Raw genomic sequence first — 14,498 nt, 5'->3', positions numbered from 1 at the left:
ACCGACAGGTGCATTTTCATGCCCTGCACGCGCCGCTTGATCGTGACGCAGCGCTGGCCGAGCAAAATCGTGCGGCGCCCACCGTCGGCGCGCGGATCCTGGCCGATTCGAGCGGCGATTTCCTGTCCTGTGCCGGGGGTGAAGCTGGCTTGTTTCATTATGTCCGCCTCAGAGAGGGCATCGAGCTAAGCTGTAGTCTGGCCCGCAGAGATGATCGATTTCGCTAACGTCTCTGGTGAATGAACGGTAAAATTCCAAGCTTGAGTCAGTCTGTGCTGCCGCCGGCGTCATCTGCGCAAGAAAAACAACAAATAATATCAAATACGTAAGTCTGCACGCGGCGCATTTTTTTCAAGGCTGCATAGCCGGTTTGTTTTCTCGCCTATGGCTGCCGAGCGATTGGCGTGAAAATTCAAATTTTAGCGATTTCGCTCGCTCCCGGCGCTCCTGCGCATGATGCGATCGATGTTCGCCTTCGACGGCGGGGAAATGCTTGTATGCCGCACTGCAGCAGGATACATCCAATCCTGATTTCCTCATTTGCCGGCAAATTGATTTGTCTTCGATCACGCATGAGGCGCCCCTGGTCGCCTCCTTCATCGAGGCCGCTCGGAGCGCGGGTGAACTCGCGCTTGCGTTTTTTCGGCCCGGGGAAAAGACCATCGCTGAAATTTCGCATAAAGCTGGAGGCTCTCCGGTCACCGAGGCAGATTTTCTCGTCGATCGATTTTTAAAAGAGCGTTTTGAGGCCCTGCTGCCGGAGGCGGGGTGGCTTTCCGAGGAATCCGAGGACTCCGCCGCGCGCCTTTCGAAAGACCTCGTCCTCGTCGTCGATCCGATTGACGGCACGCGGGCTTTTGCGCGGGGGGACCGGGCTTGGGCGATCGCGGCGGCGCTGGTGCAAGGCGGCCGTCCGCTCATTGGCGTTGTCCATGCCCCGGCGCTTCAGCAAACCTATGTAGCGGTCAAGGGCGGCGGCGCTCGCCTCAATGAAGCGGCGATCGAAGTTTCGAAGCTCGGAGCGCTAGAGGCCGGGGCGCGGGTGGCGGCGCCGGTGTCCCTTGCCGAGGAGTTGCGCCGGGCCGGGCTCCAATTTGAGCTGCAGCCGCGAATTCCCTCGCTTGCGATGCGAATCGCCTATGTTGCGTCGGGCGCGCTCGACGCCGGGTTCGCTTCTGAAAACGCCCATGATTGGGACATTGCGGCGGCCGATCTCATCCTTCATGAGGCGCGGGGACGATTGGCAAGTTTAGACGGATGCGCAATTGTTTATAATCGAGGCGAAACGCGCCACGGCGTGCTCACCGCCGCGCCGGAGCAACTCCATGCGCAGGTCAACGCCGCGGTCCGGCGGGCGAAAGGCGCGGCAACGGTTGATCGCTAAGCAAGCTTCCTTTCAGGTTCGAATTGAACCGCAAACCTTCCTGTCCACCCGCAACCCTTCGGACCAGACCATGACCGACGCCCCAGACAAGCAGCTTCTCCATTTCGTGTTCGGCGGTGAACTTAAGGATCTGAACGGCACTGAATTCCGCGATTTGACCAAGGTCGACATAGTCGGAATTTTTTCCGACTATGCGACCGCGGTGCAGGCTTGGAGAAGCAAGTCTCAGGCAACCGTGGACAATGCCCATATGCGGTATTTCGTGGTCCACTTGCATCGATTGCTCGATCCCTCGAAAGGCGAAAGGTGAGAGCCGCGGCGCCCCGTTTGGTTTTTGAAACGGGCGCGGTCCGGGGATCGGCTCCGCATGCGCGGCATGTGGTCCGCCCGTGACGCGCTCCATCCTCCTTCCGCTCTATCGGTTGGCCAGCGCCGGATTTGAACCGTTCTGTCCACTGTACTTGCGCTGGCGCGCCAATCTCGGACAGGAGGATCACAGCCGGTTCGGCGAGCGGCTTGGCCGGCCGAGCCTGGCCCGGCCCGAAGGCAGGCTCGCCTGGCTCCATGGCGCCAGCGCGACGGAGATATTGGCGCTGCTTCCGGTTGTCGAAAAACTCGGGTCGGCGGGTTTCAGCGTCGTTGTGTCGACGAGCCGATTGACCTCCGGCGCGCTCGCGGCGCTGCGGCTGCCGCCAAAAACCCTGCATCAATTCGCGCCGCTCGACATTCCTAAATTCATGGCGCGCTTTCTTGATCATTGGCGCCCGGACATTGTCCTTATCGCGCAATCCGAGATTTGGCCCAATCTGATTGTCGAAACCAGCCGTCGGAAAATTCCCCTGGCGCTCGTCAACGCCAGGCTGTCTGCGCGAGCCTTCCTTGTCTGGCGCAAAATGCCGGGTTTCTTCCGCGCGCTTCTGCGGCGGGTCGATCTTTGCCTTGCGCAAACCGATGGCGACGCGGAGCGCTTCAAGGCGTTCGGCGCCGCGCGCGCGCAGGCCACGGGCAACGCCCTTTACGACTTTGCGCCGGCGCCGGTGGACGCCGCCGCCTTGGCGCGGCTCGTCGCGCGGCTCGGAGCGCGGCCCGCATGGGCTGCGCTTTCGACCTATCCTGGCGAGGAAGAAATCATCCTCGACGTCCATCGCCGGGTGGCGCGTCATTTTCCCGATCTGGTCACCATTATCCTTCCGCGCCACGCCAAGCGCGGACTTGAAATCGCGCTGCGCGCCGCAAAGCTCGGATTGACGGCGCGCGCCCTCTCGAGCGATCGCGAGGGCGACGCTTTGCCCGAGATCTATCTTGCTGGGACGCTTGGGGAAGCCGGATTGTTCTACCGCAGCGTAAGCGCCGTCTTCCTGGGCAAGTCGCTCTGCAGCGGCGGCGGGATCAATCCGATTGAGCCGGCCAAGCTCGGCTGCGCGATCCTGCATGGTCCAGACGTCGCCGATTTCGCGGAGGCCTATTCAGCGTTGGATGGCGCGGGCGGAGCGGGCCGGGTGTTCGATGAGGAAACGCTGGCCGCCGAACTGGCCTTGCTTCTCTTCGACGCCGCGGAACTGCGGGCGATGGGCCGCGCCGCCGCCGATACGGTGGAGCGCCTCGGCGGCGCCTCAACCAGAATCATGCAGGCGATCGAGCCCTATGTCGAGCACGCGATGGTCTCGCGATCGGGAATGGACGCGTGACGCTCCGCCGCGAGCTTGGGCCCGATTAGCGCATTCGGAGCGAATGCAGGCGCCGCTTTGCGTCGGGAAAATACCGCAAGATAAAGAGTCGGAGCTGCCTTCGGCGGATCGGGAAGCACTCAAATTCAATGAGTTGGGCCATGTTCTTATGAGACATCGGATATATCCGATGTCTAAATATCGAAAAAGTCGATCAACTTTCTTAAGAACATGCTCTAGGCGAAGATTTCCCTCATCCGCCGGTCCAATGGATTGCGCCGAGGCCGCGCTCCGCTTCATTCGTCTCCGTGCGCGCGCTCGTTGATCGTAATTGTCTTCATGTTTGAAAAGTCGATCGCGGTCGGCATTTTGGCTTTTATGGCCGCCAATTGAAATGTCTTAATGACATGCTCAAGCCGACGATAGGCTTCCTTGTATTCGTCTGTCGTGGTGGAGAGGTCCAGGGGCTTCAGGCAATATTCGATAATCTCGCGCGGTCGGTCTATTTTGTTCATCCCAATTTCTCCTTGGATCGCAAACGATCAAGTCAACGAGCGCTGCAAAAAAAAAGCCTGCGCCAAAAATCGCCGATTCCGGCCGGAAACGTCATTCTATGCCACAGCGCCCTTGGCCAACAGGATATATAATCTTGCGCCAGTTTGGTCCCGCCCACAGCGGTTGGCGCGGGCGAGGCGAGCATAATCATGCGCTTCGGCGCGACAATGCTGCTTTGCTCGCGTGCTTAAAATTAAGCTTTGGGCTTGACGCCAAGCCTTTGCAGTTTGGCCTCGGGACCGGCGTAGGGCTCCTGCAGATCGACGTTCCAATAGCGCAGATCCTCGATCCGGATCGCGACAGCGGTCACGGCGCAGCGGACATAGGCGCCTGGGCGCAGGATCCGAAACTCGCCGTCGAGATATTCGACTTCGGCTTCCCCCACGGAGATCGGGCGGCGTTCATAGCGGTTCATCAAAATCGGGCTCAATGGAAACGGATTTGAAGCAAGGATAGCGTAGTTTCGTTTGGTTTGCCACCATCGACAGCAAATCCGCGGCGAGAATTGCATTTTGCGTCAATCCTTTGCCCTCATGCGGGGGAGGCTTGGCCGATTCGCCGCCGGTATGGATGCGGTTCCCCGAACCTAGCGAACCTGTCAGGCAATCTAGCCGCCAAACTTGCCGAGCGGCCGATTAAGCTTGTATTGGCAAGCCGACGCATGCGCCTGGATTCTTAAGATTTGGCATGATTTTGATGTTTAGGAGGCTCCATGCTTGAGTTTTCCGCTGCTGGGGTCCGCCTCGCCTTCGTTGACGAGGCGCCGGTTGGTTTTGATCGCGGCGAGCCTATTCTCCTCATCCACGGGTTTGCCTCCAATCATGCGGTGAACTGGTATTTCCCCCAATGGGTCAAAGCCTTGACCGAAGCGGGACGGCGCGTCATCGCGCTGGACAATCGCGGGCATGGCCGCAGCGAAAAATTTTACGATCCCGCCGCCTACGCCATCCAGACAATGGCCGAGGACGCGCGGGCGCTGCTCGATCACCTGCGCATCGAGGCGGCTGACGTGATGGGATATTCCATGGGCGCGCAGATCACCGCTTTCCTCGCCAAATCGCATCCAGATCGGGTGCGCTCGGCAATCCTTGGCGGCGTTGGCCATCATCTTGTCGATGGGGCCGGACTGCCCGCCGGCATCGCCGACGCCATGGAGGCGCGCTCGCTAGAGGATCTCGCCGATCCGATGCAAAGGTTGTTTCGCGGCTTCGCGGAAGCGACCAAGAGCGACCTCAAGGCGCTGGCGGCCTGCCGGCGCGGCTCGCGCCAGGTTTTGAGCGCGGAGGAACTCGGCCAAATCGATCGTCCGGTGCTGATCGCAACGGGAACCGAGGACGAGGTCGCGGGAGATGCGCATAGGCTCGCCGCGATGTTTCCGGCGGCGCGCGCACTGGATATTCCGGGCCGCGATCATAACCGCGCGGTAGGCGATAATGTCTACAAAAAAGGGGTCATCGAATTTCTTGAGGAGCGGCCTTAGGCCCCCGCCAATCCTTTGCAAATGATGCTCGGATCTTGACCGCCTGACTGTTCGGGCCGCGCATGAAACCCAGGCTCGCCGCCCTATATTTCCTGTGGTATGGGCTTTGCTGCAAGCGCATGGGAGCCTCAATCATGAGCATACAAAATCTGTTTGGAGCTGTTCCGTGACCTATGTTCGAGGCGCGGCAAAGATCGTCGATCCGGCTGCGATTGACCCAATCTTCGCGCGCCTGCGCAATGAGGCGCAAGAGGTCGTGCAAAACGAGCCGGAGCTCGCCGGGGCGATTTTTTCGACGATCCTCGGTCAGGGGACTCTCGAGGCCGCAATCATCCATCGCATCGCCACAAGGCTTGGGCATCAGGCAGCGCCGGCCGATCTCATCCGGCAAACCTATCTCGACATCATCGCCGATCAGCCCTCGATCGGGGAAGCCTTCCGGGCCGACATCATCGCGGTCGTCGAACGCGATCCGGCATGCACGCGTATCATCGAGCCGGTGTTCTATTTCAAAGGTTTCCAGGCCATTCAGACGCATCGCCTTGCACATGCGCTTTGGAGCGCCGGCCGGCGCGATTTCGCGCTTTACCTGCAGAGCCGCTCCTCGGAGGTGTTCCAGACCGATATTCATCCGGCCGCGAGGATCGGCAAGGGAATTTTCCTCGATCATGCGACCGGCCTTGTCATCGGGGCCACGGCGGTCATCGACGACGATGTCTCGATGCTGCAGGACGTGACTTTGGGCGGCACCGGCAAGGAAAAAGGCGACCGTCACCCGAAAGTCAGGTCGGGCGTCTTGATTGGCGCCGGCGCTCAAATTCTCGGCAATATCGAGATTGGCCGCTGCTCCCGGATCGCCGCCGGTTCGGTGGTGCTGAAACCCGTGCCGGATCACAAAACGGTGGCGGGGGTGCCGGCCAAGATCGTCGGAGAGGCGGGCTGCGCCGAACCGTCGCGGCTGATGGATCAGATCATCGCCGACGGGCCGATCAAGAAATAGGCCTCGATTTGGCGGCCAGCTTGCCTCCAAGCGAAGCTAAGGTTGCCGCCGCGGGTTTTTTCTGGCAAAGCCACGCTCCCAGTCGGCTTTGGAGATCGCTTTGGAAAAGGCGGAATTGCGAAAATTGCAGGGTTTCCTGCGGCAGGCCCTTGGCAATCAGGCAATCAAGGTCACCCAGGGCAAACATAATCCCGAGGATGCCGACGTGCATCTCGGCGAGCGCCGGATCGGCGCGATCATGGTCGATGACGAGGATGGCGATAGATCCTTCGCTTTCGAGATGCCGATCCCGGTCGAGCGGCCGGTTCTTCAAGACTATTTGCGGCGGCTTTTCGAAACCGACTCGTTGAAGATCATGCCCCGCGGCAAGAAGAGCGATTCGGTCGAATTGAACAATGGCGATGATTTTCTCGGCGTGATCTCGGCGGATGATCCCAAAGGCAAGAGCTTCACCTTGCAGATCGCGATTCTCGACTTTGATCTCGATGCTTTCTAAAGCATGATCCCAAAAAGTTGTAGACTTTTTGGATAAGATCATGCGCCGAAACAAAGCGATAGGAAGCATGATCCCAAAAAGTTGCAGAGTTTTTGGATAAGATCATGCGCCGCAAGAGCTCGCGCTGACGCGGCTTATTTTAATTCAATCTTATTGCCCGTTCGAGACGACCATTGCCCGACGCCGGAGATCGACGACATGCCGCTTTACGCTCTTGATGGGATCGCGCCCGTTCTACCGGAGGATGGCGGCTTCTGGATCGCGCCGGACGCGCAGGTCATTGGCCGGGTGCGGCTGGAGAGGGACGCTTCGATCTGGTTCGGCGTAATCCTGCGCGGCGACAATGAAGAGCTCCTGATCGGCGCGGGCTCCAACGTCCAGGACGGCTCCGTGCTCCACAGCGATCCTGGATTTCCCTTGACGATCGGCCCCGGCTGCACGATCGGCCATCGCGCCATCCTGCACGGCTGCGCGATCGGGGAAAACAGCCTTATCGGCATGGGCGCGACGATTTTGAACGGCGCCCGCATTGGCCGCAATTGCCTCGTCGGCGCCAATGCCTTGGTGACGGAGCGCAAGACGTTTCCCGACAATTCTCTCATCGTCGGCAGTCCGGCTAAGGTGTTGCGCACACTCGACGAAGTCGATGTGAAGGGCCTTCGCGAAAGCGCGGCGCATTACGTCGCCAATGCGCGACGGTTCGCCAAGGGACTCGCGGTCTTGGCGCAATAATCCGCCAAAAGCCGCGCCACGATAGCTGGAAAGGATTGCCAGTCAGGTCGCGATCGGTTCGTCCCGGCGCCCGCCCGGATAGATGCGCAAATGGCCGCGCTGGACAAAAAGATGCGTCTTGGCCGCCCAAGAACTGGCGGCCCAAGAATTGGCGGCCCAGGAGATCGGCGGTTCGGCGCGTCTCGATTGGATCATGGATGGGTCCGTAGCCGCCTCGTCGCGAACAACGCGAAGCGCGCGCAAGACAAGATGTTGCGCCGGCAGCAGTCCGAGCCAGCTCGGCTGGTCGGGGCAAGCAATATGGCCAAGGATGCGCGCTTGCGCCTTGCCGTGATGATGGATCGGCAAGAGCAAGAGCTCGAGCTCCGTTAGTCCATAACCCTCGGGTCCAGCGGCGATCCTGGCGAAAATCGGACAGGCCGAGTCGATGACGTTGAGGAGGAGGGCCGGCATGTTCTGGGCCTCCTTCGGACGCCAGAGATCGATGAAGGAGCGGCCCTTCAATTCAGCGTCGAAAAGAGCGTTGACCCGCGTTCCAGAAAGGCGGAACGGAAATTTTTCCGCCCTGTCCGCCTCAAGCATGAATGTGTCGGCGAGAACATGGCGGATCGCCGCGGGATCGATCTCGGCGCGCTCGGGCGCGGCGCGGCCGCGCCGCAGGCCGTTCCAATAAGCGAACAGGTCGCGGGTTCCCTTCTGTCTCATTTTGGCCTCCATGTCCCGTTTCGGTCCGTCCCAATGCGCCGGTTGGCCCGAAATGATGCGGGTTCGGCGGCGGTCGGCATCGCTTGGATCAATCCAGCAGGCCGCGTGCCAAGGCAAAAGACGGAAGGACAGGAACAGGCGCTATTACGAGAACGCCTGGATGCCGGTGATCGCGCGGCCGAGAATGAGCGCATGAATGTCGCTCGTTCCCTCATAGGTGTTCACCGTTTCGAGATTGGCGAGATGGCGCATGACATGGAATGCGGCCGAAATCCCATTTGCGCCGTGCATGTCGCGCGCCATGCGGGCGATGTCGAGCGCCTTGCCGCTATTATTGCGCTTGACCAGCGAAATTGCTTCAGGCGTCAGCCGATCTTCTTCGAACAGGCGGCCGATGCGCAGCGCCGCCTGAAGTCCGAGCGCGATCTCGGTTTCCATATCGGCGAGCTTTTTTTGGATCAACTGATTGGCGGCGAGCGGCCGGCCGAACTGCCTGCGGTCCAGGCTATAGGCGCGCGCGGCTTCGAAACAGGCCTCCGCCGCCCCCATCGTCCCCCAAGCGATGCCATAGCGGGCGCGGTTCAGGCAGCCGAAAGGCCCTTTGAGGCCCGAGGCGTTGGGCAAAAGATTTTGTTCTGGGACCTCGACCCCGTCCATGATGATTTCGCCGGTGGCCGAGGCGCGAAGGGAGAGCTTTTGTCCGATCGTCGGCGTGGTCAGCCCAGCCATGCCGCGCTCCAGCAGGAAGCCTCGGATCGCATTGTCGTGCGCCGCAGATTTCGCCCAGACCACGAAAATATCGGCGAGTGGACTATTGGTGATCCAGGTCTTGGCGCCCGTGAGGCGATACCCTCGGGAGGTCTTTTCCGCGCGCGCGCGCATCCCCTGCGGATCGGAGCCGGCCTCAGGCTCCGTCAGGCCGAAACAGCCGATCCATTCGCCGCGCGCCAGCCGGGGCAGATATTTTCGGCGTTGATCCTCGGAGCCATAGGCGTGAATCGGGTGCATCACCAGGGACGATTGCACGCTCATGGCCGAACGATATCCGCTATCGACGCGCTCCACTTCGCGCGCGGCCAGCCCATAGGCGACATAGCCGAGGCCGGCGCCGCCATAGGCTTGCGGAATTGTCGGGCCGAGGAGGCCGAACTCGCCCATTTTCGTCATAATAACGCGGTCGAATCGTTCGTCGAGATAGTCATCGGTGACGCGCGGCAGCAGGACCTCTTGCGCGAAAGCCCGGGCCGAGCCGCGCACAAGGCTTTCGTCTTCGCTGAGCTGGCTGTCGAGATCGAAGGGATCGCTCCAGGAGAAACTTTGTTTGGCTTCGCCGCGCGCGGACGCCATCCCCTGGTCGCCCGCCCCTGGGTCTCTGTCGCTTGGGTTTTCCATGGTCTCGATCTCCGTGCGCATTGGGGCGGCGCGATCGCCTTGTCTTCAAGCGGTTCAGATATAGGTCATTCCCCGATGCGCCGCCGGCGCCCAAGATCATTGTTTAGAGTGACGAATCGGCATACTCCTCATCGTAGCGGCGCCTTGAGGGGCAGAGCATCTCGATCAAGGCCATTCACTCGGGGGCGGGAGCCTTGGATAAGGCCAAGGCGATCGCAATATAGAAACAACAAAGTGTGATTTGATCGATGCGACAATTATGAAAACCATACTTTAAGCATGTTGAGCGCATGGATCTTGAGCAAGAAGCAGATTGGCGTCGGTTGGGCGTCGCCGGAGCATGTTCTGACAGCGTCGAGCGGGTTTTTCGACATTTAGACATCGGATAGATCCGATGTCTCATAAGATCATGCTCCAGCTTATTGAAGTTGAGCGATTCCTTTTCGATCAGATAACGCCATCCGATCGCGAAGCGCTCTAATGTCCGTCCTGCTCTCTTGTCGGCGCCATCGGCGCGGCGCGCAGAGATTTGGAGTCCCCCTTGTCGATTGAAAATTTTGGTCGGACGAAGCCATCAGCCGCGGCCGGAACTGCTCCTTCAGGCGCAAAGAAGCCGCATGCGCTCGCTCTCGGCTTTGAACGCATTGGCCTTGTTTCTTTGCGCTTCCCCCTGGCGGTCGCGCTTGTCGCGCTCGCCCTCGCCATCGCCGCCGGCTTTGGCGTCGCCAGGATCAAGGTCGACGATTCGCTCAGCCAATTGTTCCGTTCCGACACGCCGGAATTCAAGCAATATGAAGAGGCGACGCGGCGCTTCCCGTCCAGCGAGTTCGACGTCCTCCTCGTGATCGAAGGCAAGACGCTGCTCGATCGCGATTCGCTCGACAAATTGCGCGATCTCGCCACGGATCTTCAGCTCATCGACGGCGCGCGCGGCATTATTTCGATCTTCTCCGCGCGCCAGCCGCCCGATGGCGGCGGGACGCCGGCGCCGCTGTTTCCAGATCCATTGCCAGAAGGCGACGCCTATGACGCCTTGATCGATCGGGTCAGGGGCAACGAAATCATTCGCGGCAAGCTCATGTCGGAGGACGGCGAACTCACCTTGATCGTCCTTGCGCTCGACCAGGCGATTGTCGCGACCAATGGCCTTCGCGATGTCGTCGGCGAGATTCGCAAGACAATGGCCGAGGATCTCGCCGGCTCCGGTCTGAAAGCCGAGCTCTCCGGCGTTCCGGTGATGCAGCTCGAGATCCGCAACGCGGTCGAACGCGATAGAGTGGTCTATAACGCCATCGGCTTCGTCGCCGGCTGTCTGATCGCCATCTTCTTCTTCCGCCGCGTCTCCTTCATGATCATAGCGGCGGCGCCGCCTTTGATCGCCATATTGCTGGCGCTCGGCGCGCTTGGCTGGCTCGATTTCCGCCTCAACATGTTTCTTAACGTGATGACGCCGCTCATCATGGTCATCAGTTTTTCCGACAGCATGCAATTGACCTTCGCCGCCCGCGATCGTTTGCTCGCCGGCCAGGGCAAATACGAGGCTCTGCGCAACGCGGTCCTGATCGTCGGGCCGGCCTGCGTCCTGACCCATGCGACGGCCGCGCTGTCTTTTCTGGCCTTGCTGTTTTCCGATTCCGAATTGATCCGGACCTTTGGCGAGGCTGGCCTGATCGCCACCCTCATCGCCCTGGTCGCGGTTCTGGTGCTGATGCCCTTGCTCGGAGTTCTGCTCCTGCGCCGCGAGGCGGCTTTCGCGGCGAAGATTGGCGGCGGCGGCGACTTTGGCGTCGACATCCTGCGCCGTTTTTGCGCCTGGATCGCCGCCCGCATGGTCAGCCGGCCGGGACTCTATAGTCTCATCGGCCTTGTCGTGGTTGGCGGCCTAGGCGTCGCCTACGCCAGCCTCGAGCCAAGATACAAGCTCGCCGATCAGGTGCCCGACAAGCAGCAGGCCGTCGCGGCCAGCGGCCGTCTCGACGCCAAACTTACCGGCGCCAATCCGATCGATGTCTTGATCGAGTTTCCCAAAGGCGCCTCGCTCTTTGCGCCGCAAACCCTTGACGCGATCGCCAGGACGCATGCGATTCTCGAAAAACAGGCAGGCGTCGGTAATGTCTGGTCGCTCGAAACATTGCGGCGCTGGCTCATGGAAAAGATCGGCCGCTCGGATGTCGCGGTCCTGAAGCAATATGTCGACATGCTGCCAGAACATCTGACGCGGCGCTTTATCTCCGCCGACCGCGACGCCGTCGTGATCTCCGGCCGGATCGCGGACGCCGACGCGAGCCAGCTTGTGCCAGTCGTCGACGCGCTCGACAAATCGCTCAATGAGGTGCGCGCCGCCCATGCAGGCTACGCCATTGCAGTGACCGGTCTGTCGGCGATCGCCGCGCGCAACAGCGCCGCGATGATTGGAAAATTGAACCGCGGCTTGACCCTCGAATTTGTTTTCGTCGCGATTTTTATTGGCGTCGCCTTCCGCTCGTTCGTTGTCTTGCTGGCGAGCATCCTGCCGGGGATTTTTCCTGTCGTGGCGTCGGGCGCGGCGCTTCACGCCATGGGACAAGGCTTGCAATTTGCGAGCGTCGTCGCGCTAACGGTCTCGTTCGGGCTCGGATTGAGCGCGACGATCCATTTCCTCAATCGGCTGCGTCTTGAGGACAAGCCCGGCGCGGATCCAGGCGACGCGGTCGAACGCGCGACCGTGCTTGTCGGCCCCGCCTTGATCCTGACATCGGTGGTGCTGGCGTGTGGATTGGCGGTCACGATTTTTTCCGACCTGCCGTCGTTGCGCCTGTTCGGATGGCTGAGCGCCTTCGCGATGATCGCGGCGCTTGTCGCCGACCTTCTGATTCTGCGGCCGACCGCCATGTTTCTGCGCAGGCTTGGCGGCCAGCTTGCGATGTGGAAAAAACGCCTCGCCACCCCTAGAGCCGGATGATTTTGGACGGAATCGCAACGCGATCTCGTCTAAGGTCTGAATCCGCCTCTCCTCAAAGAGTTAGAGCATGGCGTCGTCCGAAAAACCGGTTTCCACTTTTCGGTATCATGCTCTAACCGGCGACGCGCTTGAGCCTCATCCCTTGCGCAGCGTGATCGACACGCCTGTCACGTTGGTGCCGCCTTGCGGCCTTATCGTCACCGACTGACTGCTTCCGCGGGTCCGAACATCGAGGCTCGCCGTGAAGGCGCCGCCGGCGACCCTCGCCTGAATCTCCGCGCTGCTGGCGCGGCCGGAAATATTTCCCGATACATTGCGGGTCGCCTCGCTCCAAGAGCCGGACACCGCGCCGCCGTCGTAAAGGATATTGCTGGTGATTTCGAGTTTGTAGCTGTCGCTTGCGCAACGCAGGCTTTGATTCATGGCCCTGCCGCTCGAATGAACTGCATAGGTCGCCTTGCAGCGAATCCTTTCACTGGCGCCATTCGCCAAGGTGATGGAGCCGCCGCCGCTCCAATAACCGGCGAGGCCCACGAACGGGGTATCCGCGCGCTGCGCCAATCCCTGCGACGCGAAGAGGCAGACGCCAGCGGCGACGATCGTTTGCCTGAGTAAAGGAGCGTGAAGCTGCATCAAATGGTATGACATGACCTTTACTTCCCATGACGTGTGCGATCGCAAGGACAAGCCTTGCCGGCGCTGATTTCAAATGAGGACTAATCCCAACAGACAGAAAAATCAACGGCGGGCGGCGATGGGCTGCGGCGCGATCTTTAACGCGCAATCACAGATCGAGTTGCGCCTTGCGCCGCTTCAAGTCGACGCTTGGCCGTGCGACTGGGCTATGGCAAGGCCAAGAATGACGCTTGCAAGGAGAGGAAGCGCCGCGCCGAACAGGCCCACATTGACGAAGGCGAGGACGATCAGCGTAATGGCGCAAGCCGCCCCCGCCGCGGAATAGAAAGAATCGCGGCCGCGACTCGCCGCCCCGCGCAGAAGCGAAAGCACGATCATCGCCGCGGCGAGGACCGCGGCCCAGAGGAAGGGTCTGCCCATTTCTATCGAGATTTTGGCGGCCGCGGTTACGGCGTCGAGTTCGCCCGTCTCGGGAGCGGCGGGCTGATAGATGGGCAGCAACGCCCCGAATGTTCCGGCGCCGGCGCCGGCAAAGGGCGCGTCCGTCAGCATGCGTTGCGTCAACTCGACCGATGCCGGGTCTTTTTTGACGAAGGCCAGACGGGGGTCCGAACTGTAACCGGCGGCGCCTGCCGCCAATGCGATTGCGATCACGCTCGCGGTCACGCCGATCGCGGCGGCGCCCCAGGCGCCCAGATCGAGGCGCCGGACGAGAATGACCGCGCCGAACATGCAGAACCCGCAGCTCGCCGCAAAAATAAGCGAGCCTGATCGGGCCGCGATGAGGGCGATCGCGCAGATGAGAAAGGCGGCCGCGCAGGCGATGGCCCCAAGGAAATTGGCTTCGCGCTGCCCTGGCTTGGTTCTGCGCGATTCACGGCGCTCGAACACGAGAGCGGCGCAGGCGGCGGAAAGAATGATCCCGAGACAAGCGCAATCGAGGGCTTCGGCCCGCGCCGTGGGGAAGCTTGCCCCGAAAATCTCGGCGCAAGCGACGACAAAAGCGATCAGAGCGGTCACGGCGGTCAAACCGACCAAGACAGCTTCGGCGCGATCGCGATTGATTGCGACGGCGGCCGAGAGAAGGACGGCGCCGACAAGCGAAAGATAGCGGGCGAGGGCCATGGCTGTCGCGCCGATGTCGACGCTGATGCTGCCCGCAACGCTATGGCGGAATCCGGCGGCGACGCTCGCCCACACCGGATTCGCCAAATCCAAAACGCCCGCCCATGGCTCGGCGCGCCATGCGGGCAGAGGAAGCATTTGGAGGCAGATCCAGATTGCCGGAACCACCGCGCCGATCGCAAAAGGCCTGATGAGTCTGGCCAGGCGCTGCGCCTCGCCGGCCGGCGTGCTTGTTGAAACGATCATGAGACCGCTCGCCACAAGCAGGGGAACGAGGGAAGGCAGGAGGCGCCCTTCCACGGTGAGGAGAGCTGGACAAAGACTGACAAGGCCAAGAAGAATGCCGAGCGCAATAAACATTGACATCGTCTGTCGAGAGAAAAGG

The 14,498-nt window shown here is 61.0% G+C and carries 15 protein-coding genes (1 of these 15 only partly in view); 8 read left to right on the top strand and 7 right to left on the bottom strand.

Features of this window, described 5'->3' with window-relative positions; translation table 11 throughout:
* Positions 1-158: the beginning of a DUF6101 family protein gene (locus DL86_RS07120; protein ID WP_051952910.1), read on the bottom strand. 382 nt of this gene lie to the left of the window's left edge; 158 of the gene's 540 nt are visible here — the first part of the coding sequence; its start codon is at positions 156-158; its stop codon lies off the left edge, out of view.
* 335 nt (positions 159-493) lie between these two features.
* On the opposite strand from DL86_RS07120, the gene DL86_RS07115 reads away from it, so the two are divergent.
* The 3 genes from DL86_RS07115 (at position 494) to DL86_RS07105 (ending at position 3,072) form a co-directional block, all read left to right on the top strand.
* Positions 494-1,384, top strand: a complete 891-nt coding sequence (locus DL86_RS07115; RefSeq protein WP_342585857.1) for an inositol monophosphatase family protein — start codon at positions 494-496, stop codon at positions 1,382-1,384.
* Between the two features lie 70 nt (positions 1,385-1,454).
* Positions 1,455-1,694, top strand: a complete 240-nt coding sequence (locus tag DL86_RS07110) for a DUF4170 domain-containing protein (protein ID WP_036259761.1) — start codon at positions 1,455-1,457, stop codon at positions 1,692-1,694.
* Between the two features lie 79 nt (positions 1,695-1,773).
* Positions 1,774-3,072, top strand: a complete 1,299-nt coding sequence (locus DL86_RS07105) for a 3-deoxy-D-manno-octulosonic acid transferase (RefSeq protein WP_036259758.1) — start codon at positions 1,774-1,776, stop codon at positions 3,070-3,072.
* A 275-nt stretch (positions 3,073-3,347) separates the two neighbouring features.
* On the opposite strand, the gene DL86_RS07100 is transcribed toward DL86_RS07105, so the two are convergent.
* Positions 3,348-3,566: a hypothetical protein gene (locus DL86_RS07100; protein WP_036259755.1), complete on the bottom strand. Its 219-nt coding sequence runs from the start codon at positions 3,564-3,566 to the stop codon at positions 3,348-3,350.
* Positions 3,567-3,799: 233 nt separating this feature from the next.
* Positions 3,800-4,021, bottom strand: a complete 222-nt coding sequence (locus DL86_RS07095; protein ID WP_036259752.1) for a DUF2093 domain-containing protein — start codon at positions 4,019-4,021, stop codon at positions 3,800-3,802.
* A 297-nt stretch (positions 4,022-4,318) separates the two neighbouring features.
* On the opposite strand from DL86_RS07095, the gene DL86_RS07090 reads away from it, so the two are divergent.
* The 4 genes from DL86_RS07090 (at position 4,319) to DL86_RS07075 (ending at position 7,314) form a co-directional block, all read left to right on the top strand.
* On the top strand, positions 4,319-5,086 hold the full coding sequence (locus DL86_RS07090) for an alpha/beta fold hydrolase (RefSeq protein ID WP_036259751.1): 768 nt from the start codon (positions 4,319-4,321) through the stop codon (positions 5,084-5,086).
* A 166-nt stretch (positions 5,087-5,252) separates the two neighbouring features.
* Positions 5,253-6,086, top strand: coding sequence for a serine O-acetyltransferase (cysE, locus tag DL86_RS07085; RefSeq protein WP_051952941.1), 834 nt, complete (start codon positions 5,253-5,255; stop codon positions 6,084-6,086).
* Positions 6,087-6,186: 100 nt separating this feature from the next.
* Positions 6,187-6,582, top strand: a complete 396-nt coding sequence (locus DL86_RS07080; RefSeq protein ID WP_036259936.1) for a DUF3126 family protein — start codon at positions 6,187-6,189, stop codon at positions 6,580-6,582.
* A gap of 198 nt (positions 6,583-6,780) precedes the next feature.
* Positions 6,781-7,314: a gamma carbonic anhydrase family protein gene (locus DL86_RS07075; protein ID WP_036259935.1), complete on the top strand. Its 534-nt coding sequence runs from the start codon at positions 6,781-6,783 to the stop codon at positions 7,312-7,314.
* Positions 7,315-7,356: 42 nt separating this feature from the next.
* Here the strand turns inward: DL86_RS07075 and DL86_RS18660 are convergent, their stop codons facing one another.
* Together DL86_RS18660 and DL86_RS07065 are read right to left on the bottom strand one after the other, a co-directional pair.
* Positions 7,357-8,019: a PAS domain-containing protein gene (locus DL86_RS18660; RefSeq protein ID WP_162180402.1), complete on the bottom strand. Its 663-nt coding sequence runs from the start codon at positions 8,017-8,019 to the stop codon at positions 7,357-7,359.
* Positions 8,020-8,163: 144 nt separating this feature from the next.
* Positions 8,164-9,366, bottom strand: coding sequence for an acyl-CoA dehydrogenase (locus DL86_RS07065; protein WP_036259933.1), 1,203 nt, complete (start codon positions 9,364-9,366; stop codon positions 8,164-8,166).
* A 592-nt stretch (positions 9,367-9,958) separates the two neighbouring features.
* On the opposite strand from DL86_RS07065, the gene DL86_RS07060 reads away from it, so the two are divergent.
* The gene (locus DL86_RS07060) at positions 9,959-12,352 is read left to right on the top strand and encodes an efflux RND transporter permease subunit (RefSeq protein ID WP_036259930.1); all 2,394 of its coding nucleotides are present in this window, start codon (positions 9,959-9,961) and stop codon (positions 12,350-12,352) included.
* A gap of 135 nt (positions 12,353-12,487) precedes the next feature.
* On the opposite strand, the gene DL86_RS07055 is transcribed toward DL86_RS07060, so the two are convergent.
* Complete coding sequence (locus DL86_RS07055) at positions 12,488-13,000, bottom strand: hypothetical protein (protein WP_245276285.1); 513 nt, start codon at positions 12,998-13,000, stop codon at positions 12,488-12,490.
* Between the two features lie 165 nt (positions 13,001-13,165).
* Positions 13,166-14,479 carry a hypothetical protein gene (locus DL86_RS07050; protein ID WP_156964522.1) on the bottom strand — a complete coding sequence of 438 codons (1,314 nt, stop codon included), beginning with the start codon at positions 14,477-14,479 and terminating at the stop codon, positions 13,166-13,168.
* Between the last annotated feature and the right edge of the window lie 19 nt (positions 14,480-14,498).

This window comes from Methylocapsa aurea (assembly GCF_000746085.1).
Classification (GTDB): domain Bacteria; phylum Pseudomonadota; class Alphaproteobacteria; order Rhizobiales; family Beijerinckiaceae; genus Methylocapsa; species Methylocapsa aurea.
This window is presented reverse-complemented; position numbering and strand designations above follow the sequence as displayed.

Bases quoted from the DNA above. Each gene is read 5' to 3' on its own strand.
- DL86_RS07110 (WP_036259761.1), top strand. From the start codon at position 1,455: ATGACCGACGCCCCAGACAAGCAGCTTCTCCATTTCGTGTTCGGCGGT.
- DL86_RS07100 (WP_036259755.1), bottom strand. From the start codon at position 3,566: ATGAACAAAATAGACCGACCGCGCGAGATTATCGAATATTGCCTGAAG.
- DL86_RS07095 (WP_036259752.1), bottom strand. From the start codon at position 4,021: ATGAACCGCTATGAACGCCGCCCGATCTCCGTGGGGGAAGCCGAAGTC.
- DL86_RS07090 (WP_036259751.1), top strand. From the start codon at position 4,319: ATGCTTGAGTTTTCCGCTGCTGGGGTCCGCCTCGCCTTCGTTGACGAG.
- DL86_RS07075 (WP_036259935.1), top strand. From the start codon at position 6,781: ATGCCGCTTTACGCTCTTGATGGGATCGCGCCCGTTCTACCGGAGGAT.
- DL86_RS18660 (WP_162180402.1), bottom strand. From the start codon at position 8,019: ATGAGACAGAAGGGAACCCGCGACCTGTTCGCTTATTGGAACGGCCTG.
- DL86_RS07065 (WP_036259933.1), bottom strand. From the start codon at position 9,366: ATGGCGTCCGCGCGCGGCGAAGCCAAACAAAGTTTCTCCTGGAGCGAT.
- DL86_RS07055 (WP_245276285.1), bottom strand. From the start codon at position 13,000: ATGTCATACCATTTGATGCAGCTTCACGCTCCTTTACTCAGGCAAACG.
- DL86_RS07050 (WP_156964522.1), bottom strand. From the start codon at position 14,479: ATGTCAATGTTTATTGCGCTCGGCATTCTTCTTGGCCTTGTCAGTCTT.